The organism is Pseudomonas sp. Ors-4-3C (assembly GCF_055755035.1).
In genome coordinates this window covers 1,813,935-1,837,021 of the sequence record NZ_CM146900.1, presented here as the reverse complement: position 1 = coordinate 1,837,021, position 23,087 = coordinate 1,813,935, and the positions used below count along the sequence as shown (strand labels likewise).

Below are 23,087 nucleotides of genomic sequence, written 5' to 3'. Positions count from 1 at the left end.
GCAATGTGCATTCAGGTTTTATGACTGCTTCGCAGCCAAGCGGGAGCAAGCTCCCTCGCCACAAAATGTGTTCAGGCCTGAGCGTCAGCCTCGGCGATCTGCGTCCACAACGCCGGGCCACCCGCAGATTTGGCGATGATTTCGAGTCGCGCCATATGCGCCGCCAGTTCCTCTTCCGTCGCCCGAATGATCCGCGCAGGCTGACGATCCGCCGGCAGACGGCGGATTTCCGTGGCGGAGTTGTCCGCGCCCTCACCCGTACCATTGCCGTCGGAAGCGTTGCCGGCCAGCGACAGGCTGGTCTGGCCACCGGTCATGGTCAGGTAGACGTCGGCGAGAATCTCCGAGTCGAGCAAGGCGCCGTGCAATTCACGGCCGGAGTTGTCGACGCCATAACGTTTGCACAACGCGTCAAGGCTGTTGCGCTGCCCCGGGTGACGTTCCCGGGCCATCATCAGGGTGTCGAGGATGGTGCAATGCCGGGTGATGTCAGCGCGATCGTGCTGACCCATCAAGGCGAATTCGTTGTTGATGAAGCCAACGTCGAACGCCGCGTTATGGATGATCAGCTGCGCGCCGTTGATGAACTCGAAGAACTCGTCGGCGACTTCGGCGAAACGTGGCTTGCCGACGAGGAATTCGTTGGTGATGCCGTGGACGCCGATCGCGCCCTCGTCACTCTCGCGATCCGGTTGCAGATAGACGTGAAAGTGCCGGCCCGTCAGGCGCCGACCGATCAGTTCGACACAGCCGATTTCAATGATCCGGTGACCATCGGTCACCGGCATGCCGGTGGTTTCGGTATCGAGTACAACGGATCTGGTGGCCATCAGTGTTCAATTCTCAACGGGGTCAATCGTGCAAAAGCGGCGATGTTAACACGCTCGGTGGGGGTGTTTCAGTCAGACCGTGTCGCGCCCATTCGCGAGCAAGCCCGCTCCCACTCAGGATCTGCGGTGGTCACAATGTTGATGTACGCAGGAGATCCAGTGTGGGAGCGGGCTTGCTCGCGAAGGCCACGACTCGGTGCAACGGAGGGAATCAGCTCTGCTTGTACCCGCGAACCTCATCCACCCCACGGTTGGCCAACTGGTCAGCCCGTTCGTTACCGTGGTGACCAATGTGCCCGCGCACCCACTTCCAGGTAACGTTGTGCCGGTTGACCTGCTCATCCAGCTCTTTCCACAGGTCGGCGTTTTTCACCGGTTCTTTCGCCGCTGTCTTCCAGCCGCGTTTTTTCCAGTTGGCCATCCACTCGTTGATGCCCTTCATCACGTATTGCGAGTCGGTCACCAGCAGCACTTCGCACGGCCGCTTCAAGGCTTCGAGGCCACGGATGGCGCCGAGCAGCTCCATGCGATTGTTGGTGGTGTTGGCTTCGCCGCCCCACAGTTCCTTTTCGACGCCCTTGCACACCAGCAAGGCGCCCCAGCCGCCCGGGCCGGGGTTGCCCTTGCAGGCACCGTCGGTAAACAGTTCTACGCTATCGACGCTTTCGCTCATGCCACTCTATCCAGAAAAATGCCTGGCCCCGTCAATCGCGGATCGACGATGGCCGCGGCCGGAACCAGTCCGGCCACTATAAAAAGAAGGTTTACGGTTCGATACGACGGCGGTTGACCTTGGCCATCGGCAGCGGAATCAGCTTGCCCATTGGCTCGCGGCGCTCCTGACGCACCGGACGCAGGCCAACCACGATCTTGCGCGCGACCAATAAATAGAAGCCACCGCCCGACAGTTGCCAGTCGCCGGCCTTGCGTTCCCAGCCGGCCAGTCGGGCCTGCCACTTGGGCGACGCGAGCGGCGGACGATAGCACCCGAAGCGGCGTTTCTCCAGCGCAAAGCCCAGCAGATTGAGCCAGTCGGCCACCCGCGACGGCGAGATGCAGCGTGCCTGACGCAACGCGTCGTGGGCGAATACATGGCGCAAGCCCCAGGTGCTCCAGGGGTTGATGCCGATGATCAGCAGATGCCCGCCGGGGCGCACGCTGCTTGCCGCTTCGCGCAGCAAACCGTGGGGCGACAGACAGAAATCCAGACCGTGCTGCAACACCACCACGTCGGCAGCGTGCTCACTCAATGGCCAGGCCTGTTCCTCGCAGACGATCTCGACCCCCGGCAATGGCGCGCCGAGCCGCACGTTGCGCTGCACCTGCGGCGCCGACGGCGGAGTCTGGGCCGACGGCCCGTAATGCACCAGGTAGCCGCCGAAGAACCGCCCCAACTCGTCCTCGAGCATGCGCCGTTCTTCATCCAGCAGAAATTGCCCGAGCGGGCCGGCCAGCCATTCTCGGGCCGCGCCGATCAACGCCAGCCAGTCGGGATCGGCCTGAGCGAACGCTTTATCGGTCATGTCATTCTCCAACGCCGCTAGAAGCTCTAAGATGCGCCAATGTTTTCCGCTTGGCGAATTCCGACGATGATACAGATCAGTGCCCTGCCCGCGTTCACCGACAACTACATCTGGTTGTTACAGGATCACCGCACCCAGCGCTGCGCCGTGGTCGACCCGGGCGATGCCGCGCCGGTTCAGGCCTGGCTGGCCGCGCACCCGGGCTGGGTGTTGAGCGACATTCTGATCACCCATCACCATCACGATCACGTCGGCGGCGTCGAACGCCTGAAAGCGGCGAGCGGCGCCAAAGTCTACGGCCCGGCCAGCGAAAACATCCCGGGGCGCGACGTGGCGCTCAAGGACAACGACAAGGTCAGCGTCCTCGGCTGGGACTTCGATGTCTATGCGGTGCCCGGTCACACCCTCGGCCACATCGCCTATTACCACCACGGCCTGCTGTTTTGCGGCGACACCCTGTTCGCCGCCGGTTGCGGACGCCTGTTCGAAGGCACGCCGGAGCAAATGCACCACTCGCTCAGCCGCCTCGCCAGCTTGCCCGAGGATACGCTGGTGTATTGCACCCATGAATACACCCTGAGCAATCTGAAATTTGCCGCGGCCGTCGAACCGAGTAACCCGGACATTGCCGCCCGTCTGGAAAAAGTCACCCAACAACGGGAAAAAGGCGTGATGACCCTGCCCTCGACCCTGGCCCTGGAAAAGCTCACCAATCCGTTTTTGCGTACCACTGAAACATTAGTTACACAAAAAGTGGACGAACGGGCAGGCGCTCAAAACCGGGCGCCGAGTGAGGTTTTTGCGGCTCTGCGGGCGTGGAAAGATACGTTCTAAGTGACTCACCATCTGGTACAAAAATTCTGAATGGTTGACCGCAGGGGGTGCGCTTTCTAGAATCGCCCGACATTTTTGCCCGGAACTTACTTCCAGCCAATGTCGTCATCCATACGTAAGTCCGTCAATTCAGACACGTTGACCCGCCTGGCTCAAGCCATCGCGGTCGCTGTGTCCGCCACTTTGGCGGGCTGCTCCAGCCATGCTCCGCAGTCCGAGGCGAGCCATACGCCGAACATTGCTGCGCGAGCCAAGCAGAAGCCGATCTGGCTGAGCGAAAAGCCAAGTCCGCAGGTGCCTCAGGACATCTGGGAGCGCATGCGCGGTGGTTTCCAGCTGCAGGACGGCCTGGGCGTCAACCCGCGCATCGAGCAGCAGCGCCTGTGGTTTGCCAGTAACCCGTCCTTTCTGGAAAACGCCGGCGAACGCGGCAGTCTCTACATTCATTACATCGTCGAGCGTCTCGAAGAGCGCAACATGCCGCTGGAACTGGCCCTGCTGCCAGTGATCGAGAGCGCCTACAACCCGATGGCCTACTCCCGGGCCGATGCTTCGGGCCTGTGGCAATTCATTCCGTCCACCGGCCGCTACTACAACCTGCGCCAGACCCGCTTTTATGATGGCCGTCGCGATATCACTGCCTCGACCACCGCAGCGATGGACTACCTGACCCGCCTGCATGACATGTTCAACGGTGACTGGCTGCTGGCCCTGGCCGCCTATAACGCGGGTGAAGGCACCGTCAGCCGTGCCATCGAACGTAACGAAAAGCTCGGTCTGCCAACCGACTACTGGAACCTGTCGTCGCTGCCGGCAGAAACCCAGGCCTACGTGCCCAAACTGCTGGCCTTGTCGCAAGTGGTACTGGCCCCGGAAGCATACGGGGTGAATCTCAACCCGATCGCCAACGAACCGTATTTCCAGGTCGTCGAAATCAACCAGCGCATGGACCTGTCCAAGGTCGCGGCGGTGGCCAACATCGACGAAGACGAACTGTTCCAGCTCAATCCGGCATTCAAGCAGCGCACCACCATCGACGGCCCCCAGCACCTGCTGGTGCCAACCTCCAAGGCGCAACTGCTGACCGCCAGCCTGCAGACCATGCGACCTGAAGAACTGATCAGCCCGCGCTCGCTGAAGCCGGTGTTCGACGGGGCCGATCCAAGTGAAGTGGCGAAGCTCAAGCGCGCCTATCGGGTCAAGCGCGGTGACAACCTCGGTTCCATTGCCAAGGCCAACAAGGTCGAAGTCAAGGATCTGCAACGCTGGAACAAGTTGTCCGGCAAGAACCTCAAGGTCGGCCAGACCCTGGTGATGCAAGACACCACCAAGCGCGCCCCGGCTCGCAACAGTGGCCGGGTCAACACCGTGATCGCGGCCAACAGCAAGACCAAAGGCAAGGCTGACAGCCAGCAGCAGACCCAGTACAAGGTCAAGCGTGGCGACACCTTGTATGTGGTGGCCAAGCGTTTCAACGTCGAGATGCAGCATCTCAAGCGCTGGAACCCGGGTGCCGGCAAGGCCCTCAAGCCTGGGCAGATGCTCACGGTTTACCAGCCGCATTGACAGAAGAGCCCCTGAATTTCAGGGGCTTTTTTTATTGCCAGAATTATTGTCCCCGATGGATTCCTTGTGGTGAGGGGATTTATCCCCGATGGGGCGCGAAGCGGCCCCTGCCTTCCAAAAACCACGGGGACTGCTGCGCAGTCCATCGGGGATGAATCCCCTCACTACAATGCAAACCGGGTAAGCATTGCTCGCCGATTAACAGCCCATTAACCCGCTATCTTTTTCCTGTCCAGACAAGCTGTTACTGTACGGCCCACAAAGCCCAAGCCGCCTGGATCGGATCTGACTTGAAGCGTCCCCTCCTCCTGCTCCTGATCAGCCTGGCCTTGAGCTCACCCGCAAGCGCGACGATTACCGAGAGTCACGGTTATGCGCAGTTCGGCACGCTCAAGTACCCGGCCAGATTTACCCACTTCGACTGGGTCAACCCGCAAGCGCCCAAGGGCGGTACGTTGCGGGTGATGGCGTTCGGCACCTTCGATACGGTCAATCCGTACACCTTCAAGGGCACCAGCCCGGTGACCACCCCGAATTTCCTGCAGTACGGCATCAATGAGCTGAACGAACCGCTGATGATCGGCACCGGCCAGTATTCGCCGTCCGGTGACGAACCGGCGTCGAGCTATGGCTTGATCGCGCAATCGGTGGAGTACAGCGAAGATCGCAGCTGGGTGGTGTTCAATCTGCGCCCGGAAGCACGCTTTCACGATGGCACACCGATCACCGCCTACGACGTGGCGTTCTCCTATCGCTTGCTGCTCAAGGAAGGTCATCCGCTGTACCGCACCGCCTTGCAGGAAGTGTCACGCGTGGACATCCTCAACCCGCAGCGCATCCGCTTCGTGATGAAGCGCGCCGGCAATCCGCTGCTGATCCTGCGCCTCGGTGAGTTGCCAGTGCTGCCGCAGCATTACTGGAAGGATCGCGACTTCAAGGCCACTACCTTCGAGCCACCACTGGGCAGCGGCCCGTACCGCATCACCTCGGTGACGCCGGGGCGGCAGCTGATTTTCGAGCGGGTCAAGGATTACTGGGGCAAGGATCTGCCGGTCAATCGCGGCAAGTACAACTTCGATCGCATGGAAGTCGAGTTCTACCGCGACAGCGACGTGGCGTTCGAAGCGTTCAAGGCCGGCGAATTCGACATCTACATCGAGCATCAGGCGAAGAACTGGGCCAACGGCTACAACTTCCCGGCGGTGCGCCGTGGCGAGGTAATCAAGGCGCAGATCCCGCACCAGATCCCGACGCAGAGCCAGGGGCTGTTCATGAACACCCGGCGCCCGACCTTTGCTGACGTCAAAGTCCGTGAAGCCATGGGCCTGATGTTCGACTTCGAGTGGACCAACCGGGCACTTTTCAGCGACGCCTACCAACGCTCCACCAGCTACTACCCCAACAGCGAGTTCAGCGCCAGCGGCCTGCCGATCGGCCATGAATGGCTGATGCTCAAGCCGTACAAGGATCAATTGCCGGCGAAGCTGCTCACTGAACCGTTCAGCCTGCCGCAGACCGATGGCCGCGGCATCCCCCGGGAAACCATGCGCAAGGCCCTGGCGCTGCTCGCCGAGGCCGGCTGGAAACTCAATGGCCAGCGCCTGCAAAACGCGAAGGGCCAGCCGCTGAGCTTCGAACTGCTGCTGGTCAACCCGAACCTTGAGCGGATCCTCCAGCCGTACATCGAGAACCTCAACAGCATCGGTATCGACGCGCGCCTGCGCACAGTGGATCGCGCGCAGTACAAACAGCGTCTGGACCAGTTCGATTTCGACATGATCCTGATGACGCTCAACCAGACCCTCAGCCCGGGCCTGGAGCAATGGCAGTATTTCCATTCCAGTCAGGTCGGGGTCAAGGGCAGCAAGAATTACGCGGGCATCGCCAACCCGGTGGTCGATCACCTGCTCGAACAGTTGCTCGCCGCGCAAACCCGCGACGAACAAGTTGCCGCCGGCAAGGCGCTGGACCGCGTGCTGTTGTGGCAGCACTACAGCATTCCCAACTGGTACCTCAATTATCACCGACTGGCCTACCGCGACCGGTTGGCCTTCGTCACCACGCCGCCCTACACCCTGGGTCTGAACACGTGGTGGCTGAAATCTTCGGAGAAAGCTCAATGAACGCCATCCGCGCCCTGCTTGTGCAGGCCAGCGGTCTGCTGTTCGCCGGGCTGGCCTGCGCCGCCCCGCAACACGCCGTGACCCTGTACAACGAGCCGCCGAAGTACCCGGCCGACTTCAAGAACTTCGACTACGTGAACCCCGACGCGCCCAAGGGCGGGATCTTCCGCCAGGCCGGATTCGGCGGCTTCGACAGCCTCAACCCGTTCATCAGCAAAGGCGTGCCGGCCGATGACGTCGGGCAGATCTACGACACCCTGACCAAGCACAGCCTCGACGAACCGTTCACCGAATACGGCCTGATTGCCGCCAAAATCGAAAAAGCCCCGGACAACAGTTGGGTGCGTTTCTACCTGCGCCCGGAAGCTCGCTTCAACGACGGCCACCCGGTGCGCGCCGAGGACGTGGTGTTCAGCTTCCAGACCCTGACCAAGGACGGCTCGCCGCTGTTTCGTGGCTACTACAGCGATGTCGACGAAGCCATCGCCGAAGATCCGCTCAAAGTGTTGTTCAAGTTCAAGCACAACAACAATCGCGAGTTACCGCTGATTCTCGGTCAGCTCCCGGTGCTGCCGAAACACTGGTGGGCCAATCGCGATTTCACCAAAGGCAATCTGGAGATTCCGCTGGGCAGCGGCCCGTACAAGGTCGCCGAAGTGAAAGCCGGGCGCTCGGTGCGCTATGAACGGGTCAAGGACTACTGGGGCAAGGACCTGCCGGTCAATCGCGGGTTCTACAACTTCGACGTGATGACCACCGATTACTACCGCGACAACACCGTCGCCGTCGAAGCGCTGAAGGCCGGCCAGTTCGATTACTGGCTGGAAATGACCGCGAAGAACTGGGCCAACGCTTACAACATCCCGGCGGTCACCGAAGGTCGCTTGATCAAGGAACAGATCGCCAACAGCAACCCGACCGGCATGCAGGGCTTCGTTTACAACCTGCGCCGTCCGGTGTTTCAGGATGTGCGGGTGCGTCAGGCGCTCGGCCTGCTGTTTGATTTCGAATGGACCAATAAACAGCTGTTCAACGGTGCCTACTTCCGCACCCGCAGTTACTTCGAGAACTCGGAAATGGCCGCCACCGGCCTGCCCGACGCCGAGCAACGGGCGATCCTCGAACCGTTTCGCAGCAAGCTCCCGGCCCAGGTGTTCAGCGAAGCCTTCGAAAACCCCAAGACCGACGCCAGCGGCATGATCCGCGCCCAGCAGCGCGAGGCCTATCAGCTGTTGCAAGAGGCTGGCTGGAAGATCGTCGACGACAAAATGGTCGACGCCAGCGGCAAACCGGTGGTCATCGAATTCCTCCTCGCGCAGACCGAATTCGAACGCGTGCTGCTGCCGTTCAAGCGCAACCTGGCCGACCTCGGCATCGATCTGGTGATCCGCCGTGTCGATGTTTCGCAGTACATCAACCGTGTGCGCTCGCGGGACTTCGACATGATCGTCGGCAGCTTCCCGCAGTCCAACTCACCGGGTAACGAGCAACGCGAATTCTGGATGAGCACCGCCGCCGACAAACCGAGCAGCCGCAATACCATGGGCCTGAAGGACCCGATCGTCGATCACCTGGTGGAAAACCTGATCAACGCCGACTCGCGCAGCAGCCTCGTGGCTCACGCCCGGGCGCTGGATCGGGTGCTGCAATGGGGCTATTACGTGATCCCCAACTGGCACATCAAGACCTGGCGCGTGGCCTACTGGAATCACATCGGCCACCCAAAAGTCTCGCCCAAATACGACATCGGGATTAACACCTGGTGGGTCAAGCCTGACGCGAAACCCGCCATAGAAGTCGAAACCAAACTGCAAGCCGACCCTGTGGGCACGGAGTAATCAGATGCTGGCGTATATTTTTCGGCGACTGCTGCTGATCATCCCTACCCTGTTCGGCATTCTGCTGATCAACTTCGTGATCATCCAGGCCGCGCCCGGCGGCCCGGTGGAGCAGATGATCGCCAAGCTCGAAGGCTTCGAAGGCGCCACCAGCCGCATCGCCGGTGGCGGTGCCGAAGTGTCGGTGGCCGGCTCCGCCTATCGCGGCGCGCAAGGTCTGGACCCGGCACTGATCAAGGAAATCGAGCACATGTACGGGTTCGACAAGTCGGCCCCGGAACGCCTGTGGATCATGGTCAAGAACTACGCGAAGCTGGATTTCGGCGACAGTTTTTTCCGCGACGCCAAGGTCATCGACCTGATCAAGGAAAAGATGCCGGTATCGATCTCGCTTGGGCTGTGGAGCACGCTGATCATGTACCTGGTGTCGATCCCGCTGGGGATCGCCAAGGCCACGCGGCACGGCAGCCACTTCGACGTGTGGACCAGTTCGGCGATCATCATCGGCTATGCGATTCCGGCGTTCCTCTTTGCGATTCTGCTGATCGTGGTGTTTGCCGGCGGCAGTTATCTGGACTGGTTCCCGCTACGCGGGCTGACCTCGAACAACTTCGATGAACTGAGCCTGGGCGGCAAGATCCTCGACTACTTCTGGCACCTCGCGCTGCCGGTGACGGCACTGGTGATCGGCAACTTCGCGACCATGACCCTGCTGACCAAAAACAGCTTCCTCGACGAGATCAACAAGCAGTACGTGGTCACCGCCAAGGCCAAGGGCCTGACGCGTAATCGCGTGCTCTACGGCCACGTGTTCCGCAACGCCATGCTGCTGGTGATTGCCGGGTTCCCGTCAGCGTTCATCGGCATCTTCTTCACCGGCTCGTTGCTGGTGGAGGTGATCTTCTCCCTCGACGGCCTCGGCCTGATGAGCTTCGAAGCGGCGATCAACCGCGATTACCCGGTGGTGTTCGGCACCCTGTTCATCTTCACCCTGCTCGGTCTGGTGGTGAAACTGATCGGCGACCTCACCTACACCCTGGTCGATCCGCGCATCGACTTCGCCAGCCGGGAGCATTGAGATGAACCTGTCCCCTCTCAATCGCCGCCGGTTCGAACTGTTCAAGGCCAACAAGCGTGGCTGGTGGTCGCTGTGGCTGTTCCTGATCCTGTTCGGCCTGAGCCTCGGTGCCGAGCTGATCGCCAACGACAAGCCGCTGGTGGTGCATTACGACAACCACTGGTACTTCCCGGCGATCAAGCGCTACCCGGAAACCACCTTCGGCGGCGAATTCCCGCTGGAAGCCAACTACAAGAGCCCGTACATCCGCGAACTGTTCAAGGCCAAGGATGCGTGGGTGTTGTGGGCGCCGATCCCCTACAGCTACCAAAGCATCAACTACGACCTGAAAGTCCCGGCCCCGGCCCCGCCGTCGGCGGACAACCTGCTCGGCACTGACGATCAGGGCCGCGATGTGCTGGCACGGGTGATCTACGGCTTCCGCATTTCCGTACTGTTTGCCCTGACGCTGACCGTGCTCAGCTCGATCATCGGCGTGATTGCCGGCGCGCTGCAGGGTTTCTATGGCGGCTGGGTCGATCTGGCCGGGCAACGCTTTCTGGAGATCTGGTCGGGATTGCCAGTGCTGTACCTGCTGATCATCCTCGCCAGTTTCGTCCAGCCGAATTTCTGGTGGCTGCTGGGGATCATGCTGTTGTTCTCGTGGATGAGTCTGGTCGACGTGGTGCGCGCCGAGTTCCTGCGCGGGCGCAACCTAGAATACGTGCGCGCCGCGCGGGCGCTGGGCATGCAGAACGGTGCGATCATGTTCCGCCATATTCTGCCCAACGCCATGGTTTCGACCATGACCTTCATGCCGTTCATCCTCACCGGCGCCATCGGCACCCTGACTGCGCTGGATTTCCTCGGCTTCGGCTTGCCGGCCGGCAGCCCGTCGCTGGGTGAACTGGTGGCCCAGGGCAAATCCAACCTCCAGGCACCGTGGCTGGGCATTAGCGCGTTCGCCGTGCTGGCGCTGATGTTAAGTCTGCTGGTGTTTATCGGCGAGTCCGCTCGCGATGCCTTCGACCCGAGGAAGTGAAATGAATCAGGATAATCTGATCGAAGTGCGCGACCTCGCCGTCGAGTTCGGCTTGAACGAGCGGCGGCACCGAGTAGTCGAGGGCGTGAGTTTCGACATCAAGCGCGGTGAAACCCTGGCGCTGGTCGGCGAGTCCGGCTCGGGCAAATCGGTGACGGCGCACTCGATCCTGCGCCTGCTGCCCTACCCGCTGGCCCGACATCCGGCCGGCAGCATCAACTATGCGGGGCAGAATCTGCTCGGCCTGAGCGAAAAAACCATCCGCCACATCCGCGGCAACCGGATCGCGATGATTTTTCAGGAGCCGATGACCTCGCTCAACCCGCTGCATTCGATCGAGAAGCAGATCAACGAGGTGCTGGGCATCCACAAGGGCCTGACCGGTAAAGTCGCAACCAAGCGCACCCTGGAGCTGCTGGAGATGGTCGGCATCCCCGAGCCGCACAAGCGCCTCAAGGCCCTGCCCCATGAATTGTCCGGCGGCCAGCGCCAGCGAGTGATGATCGCCATGGCCCTGGCCAACGAGCCGGAGTTGCTGATCGCCGACGAACCGACCACCGCACTGGACGTGACCGTTCAGCTGAAAATCCTCGATTTGCTCAAGGAACTTCAGGCTCGATTGGGCATGTCGCTGCTACTGATCAGTCACGATTTGAACCTGGTGCGAAGAATTGCGCATCGCGTATGTGTCATGCAGCGCGGTTGCATCGTCGAACAGGCATCGTGCGCAGAGCTGTTCCGTTCGCCGCAGCATCCGTACACTCGGGAATTGCTCGGCGCGGAGCCCAGCGGAGGCCCGGCGACCAATAAAATCGGGGCGCCGCTGCTCGAAGTCGAGAACCTGAAAGTCTGGTTCCCGATCAAGAAAGGCCTGCTCAAGCGCACGGTGGATTACGTCAAGGCAGTGGACGGCATCAATTTCAGCCTGCCTCAGGGACAGACTCTGGGGATCGTGGGGGAAAGCGGTTCCGGCAAATCCACGCTGGGTCTGGCGATTTTGCGGCTGATCGGCAGCAAAGGCGCCATTCGCTTTGAGGGCAAACAGCTAGACTGCCTGACGCAGAACGAGGTTCGTCCGTTGCGTCGGGAGATGCAGGTGGTGTTTCAGGATCCGTTCGGCAGCCTGAGTCCGCGGATGTGCGTCAGTGACATCGTTGGCGAAGGCCTGCGGATTCACAAGATGGGCACCGCCGCCGAGCAGGAAGCGGCGATCATTGCGGCATTGAAGGAGGTAGGTCTGGATCCGGAAACCCGGCACCGCTACCCCCACGAATTTTCCGGTGGGCAACGGCAACGTATCGCCATTGCCCGAGCGTTAGTGCTCAAACCGGCGCTGATCCTGCTGGACGAGCCGACTTCTGCGCTCGACCGCACGGTGCAGCGGCAAGTGGTGGAGCTGTTGCGTTCACTGCAAGCCAAGTACAACCTGACGTATTTGTTCATCAGCCATGACCTGGCTGTCGTCAAAGCGCTGAGCCACCAGTTGATGGTGGTCAAGCATGGCCAAGTGGTCGAACAGGGAGCTGCGCAAGATATTTTTGCCGCCCCCAAACATCCGTATACACAGCAGTTGCTGGAAGCCGCTTTTTTGGCACCAGCCACTGCGCAATAACCTGAAAGAGGAGCAACACATGGGTTTTCTCGCCGGTAAGCGCGTACTGATCGTCGGTGTCGCCAGCAAGCTGTCCATCGCATCCGGCATCGCTGCCGCCATGCATCGCGAGGGCGCTGAGCTTGCCTTCACTTATCAGAACGACAAACTCAAGGGTCGCGTTGAAGAGTTCGCACAGGGCTGGGGTTCGAGCCCTGAGCTGTGCTTCCCGTGCGACGTGGCCAGCGATGAAGAAATCGCCAAGGTCTTCGAAGAGTTGAGCAAGAAGTGGGACGGCCTGGACTGCATCGTGCACTCCGTCGGCTTCGCCCCGGGCGACCAACTGGACGGCGACTTCACCGAAGCCACCACCCGTGAAGGTTTCCGTATCGCTCACGACATCAGCGCCTACAGCTTCGTGGCCCTGGCCAAGGCTGGTCGCGAAATGATGAAAGGCCGCAACGGCAGCCTGCTGACCCTGTCGTACCTGGGCGCCGAGCGCACCATGCCGAACTACAACGTGATGGGCATGGCCAAGGCTTCGCTGGAAGCTGGCGTGCGTTACCTGGCCGGCTCCCTGGGCCCGGACGGCACCCGCGTCAACTGCGTATCGGCTGGCCCGATCCGTACCCTGGCAGCCTCGGGCATCAAGAACTTCCGCAAGATGCTGGCCGCCAACGAAGCGCAAACCCCACTGCGCCGCAACGTCACCATCGAAGAAGTCGGCAACGCCGGCGCCTTCCTGTGCTCCGACCTGGCGTCGGGCATCAGCGGTGAAATCATGTACGTCGACGGCGGCTTCAACACCACCGCGATGGGCAATATCGAAGAGTAATCTTCGGCCTGCCAATAAAAAACCCGCCTCTTAAGGCGGGTTTTTTGTGCCTGCAATTTCTTGAACACCCCAAATCCCCTGTAGGAGTGAGCCTGCTCGCGATCGCGGTGCTCCAGACACATCAATATTACTGACCCGGCGCTATCGCGAGCAGGCTCACTCCCACAGGGGATTGGGGATTACTCGAGGCACTGCGCAAACAGTTTTTGAATCGGCTGATTACGCTGGCTATAGCGCTGCAACAGGACCATCTCGCGGTAGAACGTCAGCTCACCCAACTCGATCACCCTGACCTTGAGCGGATGCTCCAGCCACAATCCGGCCTTGGGTAGCAGCGAAACGCCCAGCCCGGACTCGACCATCTTCACGATCGCTTCCAGCTCATCCAGCTCCAGCGCCACGTCAACCTCGATCCGCTGCTCGCGCAGAAACCGCGTCACCAACCGCCCGCCGAATGAATTGCGGTCATAGCGCACCTGCGGCTGTTCGGCGAGCAGGCGCAGCGGATCGTCGCCCTCGACTTGCAGCGGCACGATCAGCACAAACGGCTCGCGACGAATCACCTGCGCCGACAATTCCTTGGGCAGCTCGAACGTCGGTTTGATCATGATTGCCAGATCCACCTCACCGGCATCAACCTGACTCAACAGATTCAGCGACACCCCCGGCACCAGTTTCGGCTCAAGCCCCGGAGCCTGCTGACGCAAGCGCAACAGCGCCTGGGGCAACAACCCGGTCTGCGCGGTAGCCACCGCGCCGATTTTCAACTCGCCCCGAAACTCGCTGACATCCTCGCTCTCGCCCATGCGGCTGAAGATCGCCAGCATCTCCTGCGCCATCGGCAAGGCGCGCTGCCCGGCTGGATTGAGCGTCGCCTGGCGGCCGGTGCGGTCGAACAGGCGAATGCCCAGGGCCTGTTCGAGATTGCGGATCTGCGCGCTGACCGCCGATTGCGTAAGACCGATGTGCAATCCGGCGGCGGCAAACGTGCCGTGGCGCGCCACCGCGAGAAAGGTCTTGAGTTCACGCAGCATGCACACCTCGACTGATCGAAATAATTTGAGCTCGGCGCAAAAACTATCGTCTTTCAATCACATTTCACAGCACTAAACTCAATCCACTTCCCCTGATCGAGAATCCCCCATGCAGCTCAGCCCTTTTCATCTGGCCATCCCCGTCTATGACCTGGCCGCCGCACGACACTTTTACCGCGAAGTCTTCGGGCTGGAGGAAGGTCGCTCCAGCGAGCATTGGGTCGACTTCAATTTCTTCGGCCATCAACTGGTGATTCATCTGGCGCCAAAAAACGCTTCCCAGGAAGCCGCGCACACCAATGCGGTGGACGGGCATGACGTGCCGGTGCCGCATTTCGGGGTGGTGCTGGGGATGGCGCAGTGGCAGGCGCTGGCCGAACGCCTGACGTCACTGGGCACGCGATTTGTGATTGAACCGGGGATCCGCTTTCAGGGATTGGTGGGCGAACAGGCGACGATGTTTCTGTACGACCCGTGCGGCAATGCGCTGGAATTCAAGGCGTTCAAGGACATCGGGCAGTTGTTTGCCAAATAGAGCATCGCTGGCAAGCCAGCTCCCACAGGGGTCCGCGCACTACCAGGATTTCCTGAACACCCGAGAAGCCTGTGGGAGTGGGCTTGCTCACGAAGAGGCCGGCACATTCAACATGGATCCCACCTGACCGGACGCTTTCGCGAGCAAGCCCGCTCCCACAGGGTTGCGCGCAGCACCGGGATTTCGTGAACACCCGAGAAACCTGTGGGAGTGGGCTTGCTCACGAAGAGGCCGGCACATTCAACATCGATATCGCCTGACCAGACGCTTTCGCGAGCAAGCCCGCTCCCACAGGGTTGCGCGCAGCACCGGGATTTCGTGAACACCCGAGAAACCTGTGGGAGTGGGCTTGCTCACGAAGAGGCCGGCACATTCAACATCGATATCGCCTGACCAGACGCCTTCGCGAGCAAGCCCGCTCCCACAGGGTTGCGCGCAGCACCGGGATTTCGTGAACACCCGAGAAACCTGTGGGAGTGGGCTTGCTCACGAAGAGGCCGGCACATTCAACATCGATATCGCCTGACCAGACGCTTTCGCGAGCAAGCCCGCTCCCACAGGGTTGCGCGCAGCACCGGGATTTCGTGAACACCCGAGAAACTTGTGGGAGTGGGCTTGCTCACGAAGAGGCCGGTACATTCAACATGGATACCACCTGACCGGACGCTTTCGCGAGCAAGCCCGCTCCCACAGGGTCCTGCGCAGTACCGGGATTTCGTGAACACCCGAGAAACTTGTGGGAGTGGGCTTGCTCACGAAGAGGCCGGTACATTCAACATGGATACCACCTGATCGGACGCTTTCGCGAGCAAGCCCGCTCCCACAGGGGGCCTACGCAGCACCGGGATTTCGTGAACACCCGAGAAACTTGTGGGAGCTGGCAAGCCAGCGATGAGGCCGAATCAGCGCCGTTTCAACGCCTGCTTGTGCGCATACATGGCCTCGTCGGCATCGGCCAGCAGCCGATCCACCGTGTCATGCCGTCGGGAATCGTATTCGATCTGGCCGACGCTGAAGCGAATGTCGTAGCCGCGCTGCAACATCGCATTGCGCTCGTCGAGGATTTCCTTGAGCCGCGCCATGATCGCCGTGGTTTCGACGTGACTGGAGCCGGTCAGCAGCGCCACGAACTCATCGCCGCCCAAGCGCCCGATCACATCGCTTTCGCGAAAAGCGATGCGCAGCACGTCGGCGAAGGTCTTCAGCGCACTGTCGCCCTCGGCATGGCCGTAGCGATCGTTGATCTGCTTGAAATCATTGAGATCGAAAAACAGCAGCGTCGCCGGTTTGTCCCGGTGTTTGCAGGCGTCCAGCGCATGCTGGGCCAGAGTCTTGAAGCCACGGCGGTTGGACAGCAGCGTCAGCTCATCCATGCTCGCCATCTGCACCGCCATCAATTCCTGCTCGGCCATGCCGGCGAGGTCGCGCAACAGGGCGCGCTCCTCGTCGTCGAGTTCCCGCGGTCTGGTGTCGATCAGGCACAGCGTGCCCATTTTGTTGCCATTGGGCACCGTCAGCGGGTAGCCGGCATAGAAACGAATCTTCGGCTCGCCGGTGACCAGCGGATTGTCGTGAAAGCGCTCGTCCTCCTTGGCATCAGCCACCAACAGCAGTTCGTTCTGAAGGATCGCATGGCCGCAGAATGACACATCCCTCGGCGTTTCACTGACGCCCAGCCCCACGCAAGACTTGAACCACTGACGATCGCTATCCACCAACGTCACCAAGGCAATCGGCACGTTGAACAGGCGCTTGGCCAGCCGCGTAAGCCGGTCGAAACGCTCCTCCGGCGCGGAGTCGAGGACATTCAAGCCGTGCAGCGCTTGAATTCGGGTTGCTTCATTGGCGGGTTTGATCGGGGCCAGCATCACGCACTCCATCAGGGTCAATGACCGTTAGAGTAGCCTGATTCGCCAGCGACTCACACACATCAACCGCCCGCCACCGGACACGGGCCGCCCGCGTCGGCCCAAAGCTTGAACTGAGCCACAAAAATGTCATGCGGCACCGGCACCGGCGCGCGCCCTGCTCCGGGGTTCCAGCCCCACAGCACCAACTTGTCATCGCTGACATGTTTTATCAGCGCGGCGAAATCCCGGTCGCCGTTGCTCGAACGATCCTTGATCATTGCGCACAACTTGTCCGGTGGCAGGCCGATCCACGCCATTTTGTGCGCCGCCGGTGGCAGGCTCCAGTGCGGCGCACCCGGTGGCGCATGCGGGCCATAACTGTCGGGCGGGTTGCTCTCGGCGTGACAGGTGGCGCAGGGCAAACCGGCGGCGCCCTTGCCGTCCATGCCGCGCACCACGTTCATCGCGTGCGGTTTGCCCGCATCGAACTGCAGCGGCGAGTCGCCGGGAATGTGACAGTTCTGGCAGCGCGGGCTCTGGAACACCTTCTGCACCGTACCGAACGCCTTGAGCGCCTCCTGATCATCGGCAAACAGGTCCGATGCGTAGCCGCCCAGCCCCAGCAAGATCATGGTGCCCAACAGCAGATGTCGTTTCATCTCACACCCCCGCCAGTTGCAGCGGCAGTTCACGCAACCGTTGCCCGGTCAGCGCATACACCGCGTTGGCCACCGCCGGCGCGGTGGGCGGCACCCCGGCCTCGCCGATGCCTCCGGGTTTGTCGCTGCTGGGCACGATATGCACCTCGACCAGCGGCATCTCGTTGAGCCGCAGCACCTGATAGTCGTGATAGTTGGATTGCACCACCGCGCCGTCCTTGACAGTCAGTTTGCTGTGCAGCGCCATGCCCAGGCCAAAGGTGATGCACGATTCCATCTGCGCCGCGATGCTCTGCGGATTGACCGCGATCCCGCAGTCCACCGCACACACCACGCGGTGCACGCGGATCGCCAGATTGTCCTGCGAGACCTCGGCCACCTGCGCCACATAACTGCCGAACGACTCATGCACCGCCACGCCCAACGCATGCCCGTCCGGCAATGGCGCTTGCCAGTTGGCCTTCTCCACCGCCAGATTCAGCACCCCGAGATGGCGCGCATGATCCTTGAGCAAGGTGCGCCGGTATTCCACCGGGTCCTTGTTCGCGGCGGCGGCCATTTCATCGATCAGCGACTCCATGACGAACGCGGTGTGGCTGTGCCCCACCGAACGCAGCCACAGCACATTGATCCCGGTCTGCGGCGAATGCAGCTCGACCTGTTGATGGGCCAGACCTTTGATATACGGGCTGTCGGCCACGCCTTCGACCGACGTCGGGTCGATGCCGTTCTTGACCATGGTCGCTTCCAGCAGAGTGCCGGTCATGATCGACTGGCCGACCAGCACATGCTGCCAGCTCAGCGGCAGGCCCTGCCCATCGAGGCCGATGCGCGCCTGATGCAGGAACATCGATCGGTAATACCCGCCACGAATGTCATCTTCGCGGGACCACACGGTTTTCACCGGCATCCCGGCAGCCTTCGCCACTTGCACCGCTTCGGCGACGAAGTCCGAGGTCGGATTGGCCCGGCGCCCGAAACCGCCGCCAAGAAACTCGGTGTGAATCTCCACTTGCTCGGGTTTGAGTCCGGTGATCTTGCCGGCGACCATTTGATCGAGGGTCTGGAATTGCGTGCCGGTCCAGATCTCGCATTTTTCGGCGCTGATCTTCACCGTACAGTTCAGCGGTTCCATCGGTGCATGCGCCAGATACGGCACGCTGTACTCGACGTCGATTTTCTTCGCCGCCTTGTCGAAGTTGCCTTTCGGATCCCCAGCCTGGCTGGCGGAAGTGCCCGGTGTCGCTGCCAGTTTGCGGAAGCTGTCGAGTAAGCCCTGGCTGCTCAGATCCGTATGCGGCCCCAGATCCCAATCGACTTTTAATGCATCACGACCGAGTTTCGCCGCCCAGTAATGATCGGCAATCACCGCCACGCCCGTCGGTACTTGCACCACTTTGTGCACGCCGGGGACCGCCAGCGCCTCGGCGCCTTCGAAGGATTTGACCGTGGCACCGAACACCGGCGCACGGGCGACCATCGCGGTCATCAAACCGTCGAACTGCACGTCCATGCCGAACTTGGCGCGGCCGGTGATTTTCTCCGGGGTATCGAGGCGTTTGGTCGGCTTGCCGATGACCTTCCAGTCTTTGGCCTCCTTGAAGGTGATCGACTTGGGATCCGGCACAGGCAGTTGCCCGGCGGCGTCCGCCAGTTCGCCGTAAGTCGCGCGTTTATCGCCGGCGATCACCACGCCCGATTCAGTACGAATGGCTGAAGGCGCGACATCGAAACGCTTGGCCGCCGCCTCGACCAGCATCTGTCGCGCCGTGGCCCCGGCGAGCCGGTAACGGTCGAACTCCATCCAGGTCGAGGTCGAGCCGCCGGTAATCTGCATCCCGCCAAACGCCGGCATGCCGTAATCGGCCGCCGAGGCCGGCGAGTGTTCGACGCGGATCGTCGACCAGTCGGCGTCCAGCTCTTCGGCGATCAGCATGGTCAGGCCGGTCCAGATGCCCTGGCCCATTTCCGAATGCCCGAGCAACACCGTCACGCTGTTGTCGGCGGCGATGCGCAAAAACGCATTCGGCGCAAAGACCTTGCCTTCATTCTCCGCCGCCATGGCAAACCGATGGGCACCGGGGACCACGAACGCCACCACCAGACCGCCACCCAGCACGGCACTGCCCTTGAGAAATCCGCGACGCGATACAGGACTGTTCATCAGCCTTCTCCCAACATGCATCAACCGATTTCGGACGCGCGCTTAACCGCCGCACGGATCCGTGGATAGGTGCCGCAGCGGCAAATGTTGCCGGAGAGCGCCTGATCGATATCGCTGTCGGTGGGTTTGGGGATTTTCGCCAGCAGCGCGGCGGCAGACATGATCTGCCCCGACTGGCAGTAACCGCACTGCACCACATCGAGTTCGGCCCAGGCCTGCTGCACCGGGTGCGAGCCGTCGGTCGAAAGGCCTTCGATGGTGAGAATTTTCTGGCCGTGGGCCACGGCGGTGGCGGGCGTGATACAGGCACGCAACGGAGCGCCATCGACGTGTACGGTGCAGGCGCCGCACTGGGCCATGCCACAGCCGAATTTGGTACCGGTCAGGTGCGCAACGTCACGCAGGACCCAGAGCAACGGCATTTCGGCCGGCACATCGAGTTCCTGATCCTTGCCATTGATATTCAAGGTCAGCATCGGGGATTTTCCTCAGACTCACGGTGTTCTGAAGGGGCGTCGCTACGGCCATCGAAGCCTGTGCGCGCCTCGGCTTATCCCTTTCAGCAAAGCCTAATTTGCGCGTGAAGCCAGACGTTGCGACCACCGGTCATGCCAGTCCCTGAAAATGTCGACTTTAATCCTACCGCTGATAACGGCTCTCACCCGAGCCACCACGATCGATCTGCGACTGGCGCGCGGGTTACCCATCACATTGGTCAGGAGTCGCGAACATGGGATTTGTCACCACCCAAGACGGCGTCGATATTTTCTACAAGGACTGGGGCCCGAAGGACGCCCCGGTGATCCACTTCCACCACGGCTGGCCGCTCAGCTCGGATGACTGGGACGCGCAGATGCTGTTCTTTCTGGCCCAGGGCTTTCGGGTGATTGCCCATGACCGTCGCGGGCACGGACGTTCGAGCCAGGTCTGGGACGGCCACGACATGGACCATTACGCCGACGATGCGCTGGCGGTGGTTCAGCATCTGGGGGTGAAGAACGTGGTGCATGTCGGCCACTCCACCGGCGGCGGCGAGGTCATCCACTACATTGCCCGGCATGGTCAGGACAACGTCGCCAAAGGCGTGCTGATCAGCGCGGTACCGCCGCTGATGGTCAAGACCGAAAGCAATCCCGGTGGCTTGCCGAAATCGGTGTTCGATGACTTGCAAGCGCAGTTGGCGGCCAATCGCGCGCAGTTCTATCGCGATGTTCCCAGCGGGCCGTTCTACGGCTACAACCGCCCGGGCGCCAAGCCCTCCGAGGGGATCATCGGCAACTGGTGGCGTCAGGGCATGATCGGCGGCGCCAAGGCGCATTACGACGGGATCGTCGCGTTCTCGCAGACCGATTTCACCGAAGACCTGAAGACGGTCACCGTGCCGGTGCTGGTGATGCATGGCGAGGATGATCAGATTGTGCCGTATGCGAACTCGGGGCCTTTGTCGGCGAAGTTGCTGCCAAATGGTACGTTGAAGTCGTATCCGGGGTTTCCGCACGGGATGCCGACGACAGAGGCAGCGACGATCAATGCCGATCTGCTGGCGTTTATTCGCGGCTGAGGAGAGTGCCGCCTATCTCCTGTAGGAGCGAGCCTGCTCGCGATGGCGATGTATCAGGCAACAAATGTTCAAGCTTTGCTGACGCTATCGCGAGCAGGCTCACTCCTACAAGGGGACTTGATTGGCCTGAAGTGCACTACTCCTCGGAACGACTCGTACGCTCTCGATCACGTTCGTAGTGGTGAGCCAATGGCAGCGCCGGCAACCAGGCCTCACGACGGATAGTCCACAACTCATAAGTCGGCGTGAACTGGTTCGGCGCGTCCAGCGAGCCGACATTCACTTCAATTTCATCCCCCGAACGCGCAAGTACCGGTGAACCACAGCGCGGGCAGAACACTCGCCCTTGATACTCGCCGATTTTGCCGCTGACGGTCACCGCATTCTCGGGGAATATCGCCGAGGCATGGAACAACGCACCGTGATGTTTGCGGCAATCGAGGCAGTGGCAGATGCCGACGCGGTAAGGCTGGCCCGATGCTTCGAAACGCACATCGCCGCACAGGCAACCGCCAGTTAATGGGCTCATGGTGTCTATCCTCTGCCAGACTCTGTTCAGCCTTTGAACATAGCAGGCGCACCAGCGAACGCTCACAATCTGCCTTTTACCGGAGACAGCGCCATGCCTTCACCCGAATCCACCCTTCTGCAGAGCTGGCACGACAACGCCGATGCCTGGATCGAAGTGATCCGCAGCGGTGCCATCGAAAGCCGTCAGCAGGTCACCGATCAGGCGATCCTGCTGGCGATCATGAGCCGTCAACCCGAGCGAGTGCTGGATCTGGGATGCGGTGAAGGCTGGTTGTTGCGGGCGCTGGCGGACCGGGGCATCGATGCGGCGGGTGTCGATGGCGATGCAACGCTGATCGAGGCAGCACGTGAGGCTGGTTCGGCCAAGCTGCATGTTGCCAGTTACGAGGCGCTGGTCGACGCCCGGGTCGATATCGGCGGTGATTACGATTTGGTCTGCGCTAATTTCTCGCTGCTGCATCAGGACATCATTGCGCTGCTCGCCGCGATGAATGCGTTGCTGGTTCCGGGCGGCACCATGATCATTCAGACCCTGCATCCGTGGGCCGTGGCGGCTGGCGATTATCAGGATGGCTGGCGTGAAGAATCCTTCGCCGGGTTCAAGGGCCAGTGGCAGCCGATGCCGTGGTATTTCCGCACGCTGTCGAGTTGGCTGAATGCCTTGGACATGGCGGGGTTCAGACTGGTCGGCCTGCACGAACCGCAGCATCCGCAAAGTGCGGTGCCACAGTCCCTGTTGATGATTGCCGAGCGGCGCTGACTCTCCGCACATCCCGAGTGAGTCACAGAAATTGTGGGAGCTGGCTTGCCAGCGATGGCGGTGGCTCAGGCAACATCACTTCTGAATGTGCCGGCCCCATCGCTGGCAAGCCAGCTCCCACAGGTTCAGGGTGTTGGCTGAATTGCATGGCACTTGTCGATCTACGGCACCGCCACTCGACCAAGGACTGACTACGCTGATTATCCTGCGTGTCTAACCTGCCGAGGATGACTGCCATGCAACGTTTTCAAAAACTCACACCGTGCCTGTGGTTCGATGATCAGGCCGAAGCTGCTGCGAAGTTCTATTGCTCGGTTTTCGATCATTCGAAAATCACCGGCCTGACCCACTACAGCAAGGTCGGCCAGGAATTTCACGGCAAGCCGGAAGGTGCGGTGATGACAGTCAGTTTCGAACTCGACGGCCAGACCTTCACCGGGCTCAACGGCGGGCCGATGTTCAAGTTCAGTGAAGCCATATCGTTTCAGGTCAATTGCCAGAATCAGGAGGAAGTCGACCACTTCTGGGGCAACCTGTCGGCCGGCGGCCCGGTTGAGGCCCAGCAATGCGGTTGGCTCAAGGACAAGTTCGGGGTGTCGTGGCAAATTGTACCGGTGGCCTTCATGCACATGATGCAAGACCCCGACACCACTAAGTCGCAAAGGGCGATGCAGGCCATGTTCAAGATGAAAAAACTCGACATTGCCGAACTTGAGCGGGCCTTTGCCGGCCAGAGCTAATACACTCCGGCTCT

At 61.1% G+C, this 23,087-nt stretch carries 21 protein-coding genes; 12 read left to right on the top strand and 9 right to left on the bottom strand.

Annotation, left to right across the window (positions count from 1 at the left end):
- Positions 1 to 71: 71 nt before the first annotated feature.
- The 3 genes from dnaQ to ACVHNU_RS08315 form a co-directional block, all read right to left on the bottom strand.
- Positions 72 to 830, bottom strand: a complete 759-nt coding sequence (gene dnaQ / locus ACVHNU_RS08325; RefSeq protein WP_003224164.1) for a DNA polymerase III subunit epsilon — start codon at positions 828 to 830, stop codon at positions 72 to 74.
- Between the two features lie 211 nt (positions 831 to 1,041).
- Positions 1,042 to 1,503, bottom strand: coding sequence for a ribonuclease HI (rnhA, locus tag ACVHNU_RS08320; protein ID WP_103521759.1), 462 nt, complete (start codon positions 1,501 to 1,503; stop codon positions 1,042 to 1,044).
- Positions 1,504 to 1,594: 91 nt separating this feature from the next.
- The gene (locus ACVHNU_RS08315) at positions 1,595 to 2,353 is read right to left on the bottom strand and encodes a methyltransferase domain-containing protein (RefSeq protein ID WP_003224159.1); all 759 of its coding nucleotides are present in this window, start codon (positions 2,351 to 2,353) and stop codon (positions 1,595 to 1,597) included.
- 66 nt (positions 2,354 to 2,419) lie between these two features.
- Between ACVHNU_RS08315 and gloB the strand changes: the two genes are divergently transcribed.
- The 8 genes from gloB (at position 2,420) to fabI (ending at position 13,239) form a co-directional block, all read left to right on the top strand.
- Positions 2,420 to 3,187 carry a hydroxyacylglutathione hydrolase gene (gene gloB, locus ACVHNU_RS08310; RefSeq protein WP_103485056.1) on the top strand — a complete coding sequence of 256 codons (768 nt, stop codon included), beginning with the start codon at positions 2,420 to 2,422 and terminating at the stop codon, positions 3,185 to 3,187.
- A 99-nt stretch (positions 3,188 to 3,286) separates the two neighbouring features.
- Entirely contained in the window at positions 3,287 to 4,753 is a 1,467-nt protein-coding gene (locus tag ACVHNU_RS08305; protein ID WP_003224155.1) for a LysM peptidoglycan-binding domain-containing protein, read from the top strand.
- A gap of 290 nt (positions 4,754 to 5,043) precedes the next feature.
- Positions 5,044 to 6,876, top strand: a complete 1,833-nt coding sequence (locus ACVHNU_RS08300) for an extracellular solute-binding protein (protein WP_473019422.1) — start codon at positions 5,044 to 5,046, stop codon at positions 6,874 to 6,876.
- Positions 6,873 to 8,714 carry an extracellular solute-binding protein gene (locus tag ACVHNU_RS08295; RefSeq protein WP_473019421.1) on the top strand — a complete coding sequence of 614 codons (1,842 nt, stop codon included), beginning with the start codon at positions 6,873 to 6,875 and terminating at the stop codon, positions 8,712 to 8,714. Before ACVHNU_RS08300 ends, ACVHNU_RS08295 begins: the two co-directional genes overlap by 4 nt.
- A gap of 4 nt (positions 8,715 to 8,718) precedes the next feature.
- Positions 8,719 to 9,792 carry a microcin C ABC transporter permease YejB gene (locus ACVHNU_RS08290; protein ID WP_003224148.1) on the top strand — a complete coding sequence of 358 codons (1,074 nt, stop codon included), beginning with the start codon at positions 8,719 to 8,721 and terminating at the stop codon, positions 9,790 to 9,792.
- Position 9,793: 1 nt separating this feature from the next.
- Positions 9,794 to 10,813, top strand: a complete 1,020-nt coding sequence (locus tag ACVHNU_RS08285) for an ABC transporter permease (protein WP_473019420.1) — start codon at positions 9,794 to 9,796, stop codon at positions 10,811 to 10,813.
- A gap of 1 nt (position 10,814) precedes the next feature.
- Entirely contained in the window at positions 10,815 to 12,425 is a 1,611-nt protein-coding gene (locus ACVHNU_RS08280) for an ABC transporter ATP-binding protein (RefSeq protein WP_103485053.1), read from the top strand.
- Positions 12,426 to 12,444: 19 nt separating this feature from the next.
- Positions 12,445 to 13,239: an enoyl-ACP reductase FabI gene (gene fabI / locus ACVHNU_RS08275; protein WP_003202751.1), complete on the top strand. Its 795-nt coding sequence runs from the start codon at positions 12,445 to 12,447 to the stop codon at positions 13,237 to 13,239.
- Positions 13,240 to 13,418: 179 nt separating this feature from the next.
- On the opposite strand, the gene ACVHNU_RS08270 is transcribed toward fabI, so the two are convergent.
- The gene (locus tag ACVHNU_RS08270; protein ID WP_473019419.1) at positions 13,419 to 14,273 is read right to left on the bottom strand and encodes a LysR family transcriptional regulator; all 855 of its coding nucleotides are present in this window, start codon (positions 14,271 to 14,273) and stop codon (positions 13,419 to 13,421) included.
- A 109-nt stretch (positions 14,274 to 14,382) separates the two neighbouring features.
- Here ACVHNU_RS08270 and ACVHNU_RS08265 point away from each other — a divergent pair, with 109 nt between their 5' ends.
- On the top strand, positions 14,383 to 14,808 hold the full coding sequence (locus ACVHNU_RS08265; protein ID WP_103522343.1) for a VOC family protein: 426 nt from the start codon (positions 14,383 to 14,385) through the stop codon (positions 14,806 to 14,808).
- 902 nt (positions 14,809 to 15,710) lie between these two features.
- On the opposite strand, the gene ACVHNU_RS08260 is transcribed toward ACVHNU_RS08265, so the two are convergent.
- From ACVHNU_RS08260 to ACVHNU_RS08245, 4 genes are all read right to left on the bottom strand, one after another.
- A complete protein-coding gene (locus tag ACVHNU_RS08260; RefSeq protein WP_201137907.1) occupies positions 15,711 to 16,676 on the bottom strand; it encodes a sensor domain-containing diguanylate cyclase in 966 nt (321 codons plus the stop codon).
- Between the two features lie 62 nt (positions 16,677 to 16,738).
- Positions 16,739 to 17,317 (bottom strand): hypothetical protein, encoded by a 579-nt coding sequence (locus tag ACVHNU_RS08255; protein WP_338801570.1) that lies wholly within the window; start codon positions 17,315 to 17,317, stop codon positions 16,739 to 16,741.
- A 1-nt stretch (position 17,318) separates the two neighbouring features.
- Positions 17,319 to 19,481, bottom strand: coding sequence for a xanthine dehydrogenase family protein molybdopterin-binding subunit (locus tag ACVHNU_RS08250; RefSeq protein ID WP_473019418.1), 2,163 nt, complete (start codon positions 19,479 to 19,481; stop codon positions 17,319 to 17,321).
- 20 nt (positions 19,482 to 19,501) lie between these two features.
- Positions 19,502 to 19,957 (bottom strand): (2Fe-2S)-binding protein, encoded by a 456-nt coding sequence (locus tag ACVHNU_RS08245; protein WP_473019417.1) that lies wholly within the window; start codon positions 19,955 to 19,957, stop codon positions 19,502 to 19,504.
- A 254-nt stretch (positions 19,958 to 20,211) separates the two neighbouring features.
- Between ACVHNU_RS08245 and ACVHNU_RS08240 the strand changes: the two genes are divergently transcribed.
- Positions 20,212 to 21,042: an alpha/beta fold hydrolase gene (locus ACVHNU_RS08240; RefSeq protein WP_473019416.1), complete on the top strand. Its 831-nt coding sequence runs from the start codon at positions 20,212 to 20,214 to the stop codon at positions 21,040 to 21,042.
- A gap of 136 nt (positions 21,043 to 21,178) precedes the next feature.
- Here the strand turns inward: ACVHNU_RS08240 and ACVHNU_RS08235 are convergent, their stop codons facing one another.
- On the bottom strand, positions 21,179 to 21,571 hold the full coding sequence (locus tag ACVHNU_RS08235) for a GFA family protein (RefSeq protein ID WP_473019415.1): 393 nt from the start codon (positions 21,569 to 21,571) through the stop codon (positions 21,179 to 21,181).
- Positions 21,572 to 21,664: 93 nt separating this feature from the next.
- On the opposite strand from ACVHNU_RS08235, the gene ACVHNU_RS08230 reads away from it, so the two are divergent.
- Entirely contained in the window at positions 21,665 to 22,333 is a 669-nt protein-coding gene (locus tag ACVHNU_RS08230; protein WP_473019413.1) for a class I SAM-dependent methyltransferase, read from the top strand.
- A gap of 236 nt (positions 22,334 to 22,569) precedes the next feature.
- Positions 22,570 to 23,073 (top strand): VOC family protein, encoded by a 504-nt coding sequence (locus ACVHNU_RS08225; RefSeq protein ID WP_003224132.1) that lies wholly within the window; start codon positions 22,570 to 22,572, stop codon positions 23,071 to 23,073.
- Positions 23,074 to 23,087 lie beyond the last annotated feature (14 nt).

Coding starts and splice junctions, on each gene's coding strand:
- ACVHNU_RS08240 (WP_473019416.1), top strand. CDS start 20,212: ATGGGATTTGTCACCACCCAAGACGGCGTCGATATTTTCTACAAGGAC.
- ACVHNU_RS08235 (WP_473019415.1), bottom strand. CDS start 21,571: ATGAGCCCATTAACTGGCGGTTGCCTGTGCGGCGATGTGCGTTTCGAA.
- ACVHNU_RS08225 (WP_003224132.1), top strand. CDS start 22,570: ATGCAACGTTTTCAAAAACTCACACCGTGCCTGTGGTTCGATGATCAG.
- ACVHNU_RS08265 (WP_103522343.1), top strand. CDS start 14,383: ATGCAGCTCAGCCCTTTTCATCTGGCCATCCCCGTCTATGACCTGGCC.
- ACVHNU_RS08270 (WP_473019419.1), bottom strand. CDS start 14,273: ATGCTGCGTGAACTCAAGACCTTTCTCGCGGTGGCGCGCCACGGCACG.
- ACVHNU_RS08295 (WP_473019421.1), top strand. CDS start 6,873: ATGAACGCCATCCGCGCCCTGCTTGTGCAGGCCAGCGGTCTGCTGTTC.
- gloB (WP_103485056.1), top strand. CDS start 2,420: ATGATACAGATCAGTGCCCTGCCCGCGTTCACCGACAACTACATCTGG.
- dnaQ (WP_003224164.1), bottom strand. CDS start 830: ATGGCCACCAGATCCGTTGTACTCGATACCGAAACCACCGGCATGCCG.
- rnhA (WP_103521759.1), bottom strand. CDS start 1,503: ATGAGCGAAAGCGTCGATAGCGTAGAACTGTTTACCGACGGTGCCTGC.
- ACVHNU_RS08255 (WP_338801570.1), bottom strand. CDS start 17,317: ATGAAACGACATCTGCTGTTGGGCACCATGATCTTGCTGGGGCTGGGC.
- ACVHNU_RS08285 (WP_473019420.1), top strand. CDS start 9,794: ATGAACCTGTCCCCTCTCAATCGCCGCCGGTTCGAACTGTTCAAGGCC.
- ACVHNU_RS08230 (WP_473019413.1), top strand. CDS start 21,665: ATGCCTTCACCCGAATCCACCCTTCTGCAGAGCTGGCACGACAACGCC.
- ACVHNU_RS08305 (WP_003224155.1), top strand. CDS start 3,287: ATGTCGTCATCCATACGTAAGTCCGTCAATTCAGACACGTTGACCCGC.
- ACVHNU_RS08280 (WP_103485053.1), top strand. CDS start 10,815: ATGAATCAGGATAATCTGATCGAAGTGCGCGACCTCGCCGTCGAGTTC.
- ACVHNU_RS08315 (WP_003224159.1), bottom strand. CDS start 2,353: ATGACCGATAAAGCGTTCGCTCAGGCCGATCCCGACTGGCTGGCGTTG.
- ACVHNU_RS08260 (WP_201137907.1), bottom strand. CDS start 16,676: ATGCTGGCCCCGATCAAACCCGCCAATGAAGCAACCCGAATTCAAGCG.
- ACVHNU_RS08250 (WP_473019418.1), bottom strand. CDS start 19,481: ATGAACAGTCCTGTATCGCGTCGCGGATTTCTCAAGGGCAGTGCCGTG.
- ACVHNU_RS08290 (WP_003224148.1), top strand. CDS start 8,719: ATGCTGGCGTATATTTTTCGGCGACTGCTGCTGATCATCCCTACCCTG.
- fabI (WP_003202751.1), top strand. CDS start 12,445: ATGGGTTTTCTCGCCGGTAAGCGCGTACTGATCGTCGGTGTCGCCAGC.
- ACVHNU_RS08245 (WP_473019417.1), bottom strand. CDS start 19,957: ATGCTGACCTTGAATATCAATGGCAAGGATCAGGAACTCGATGTGCCG.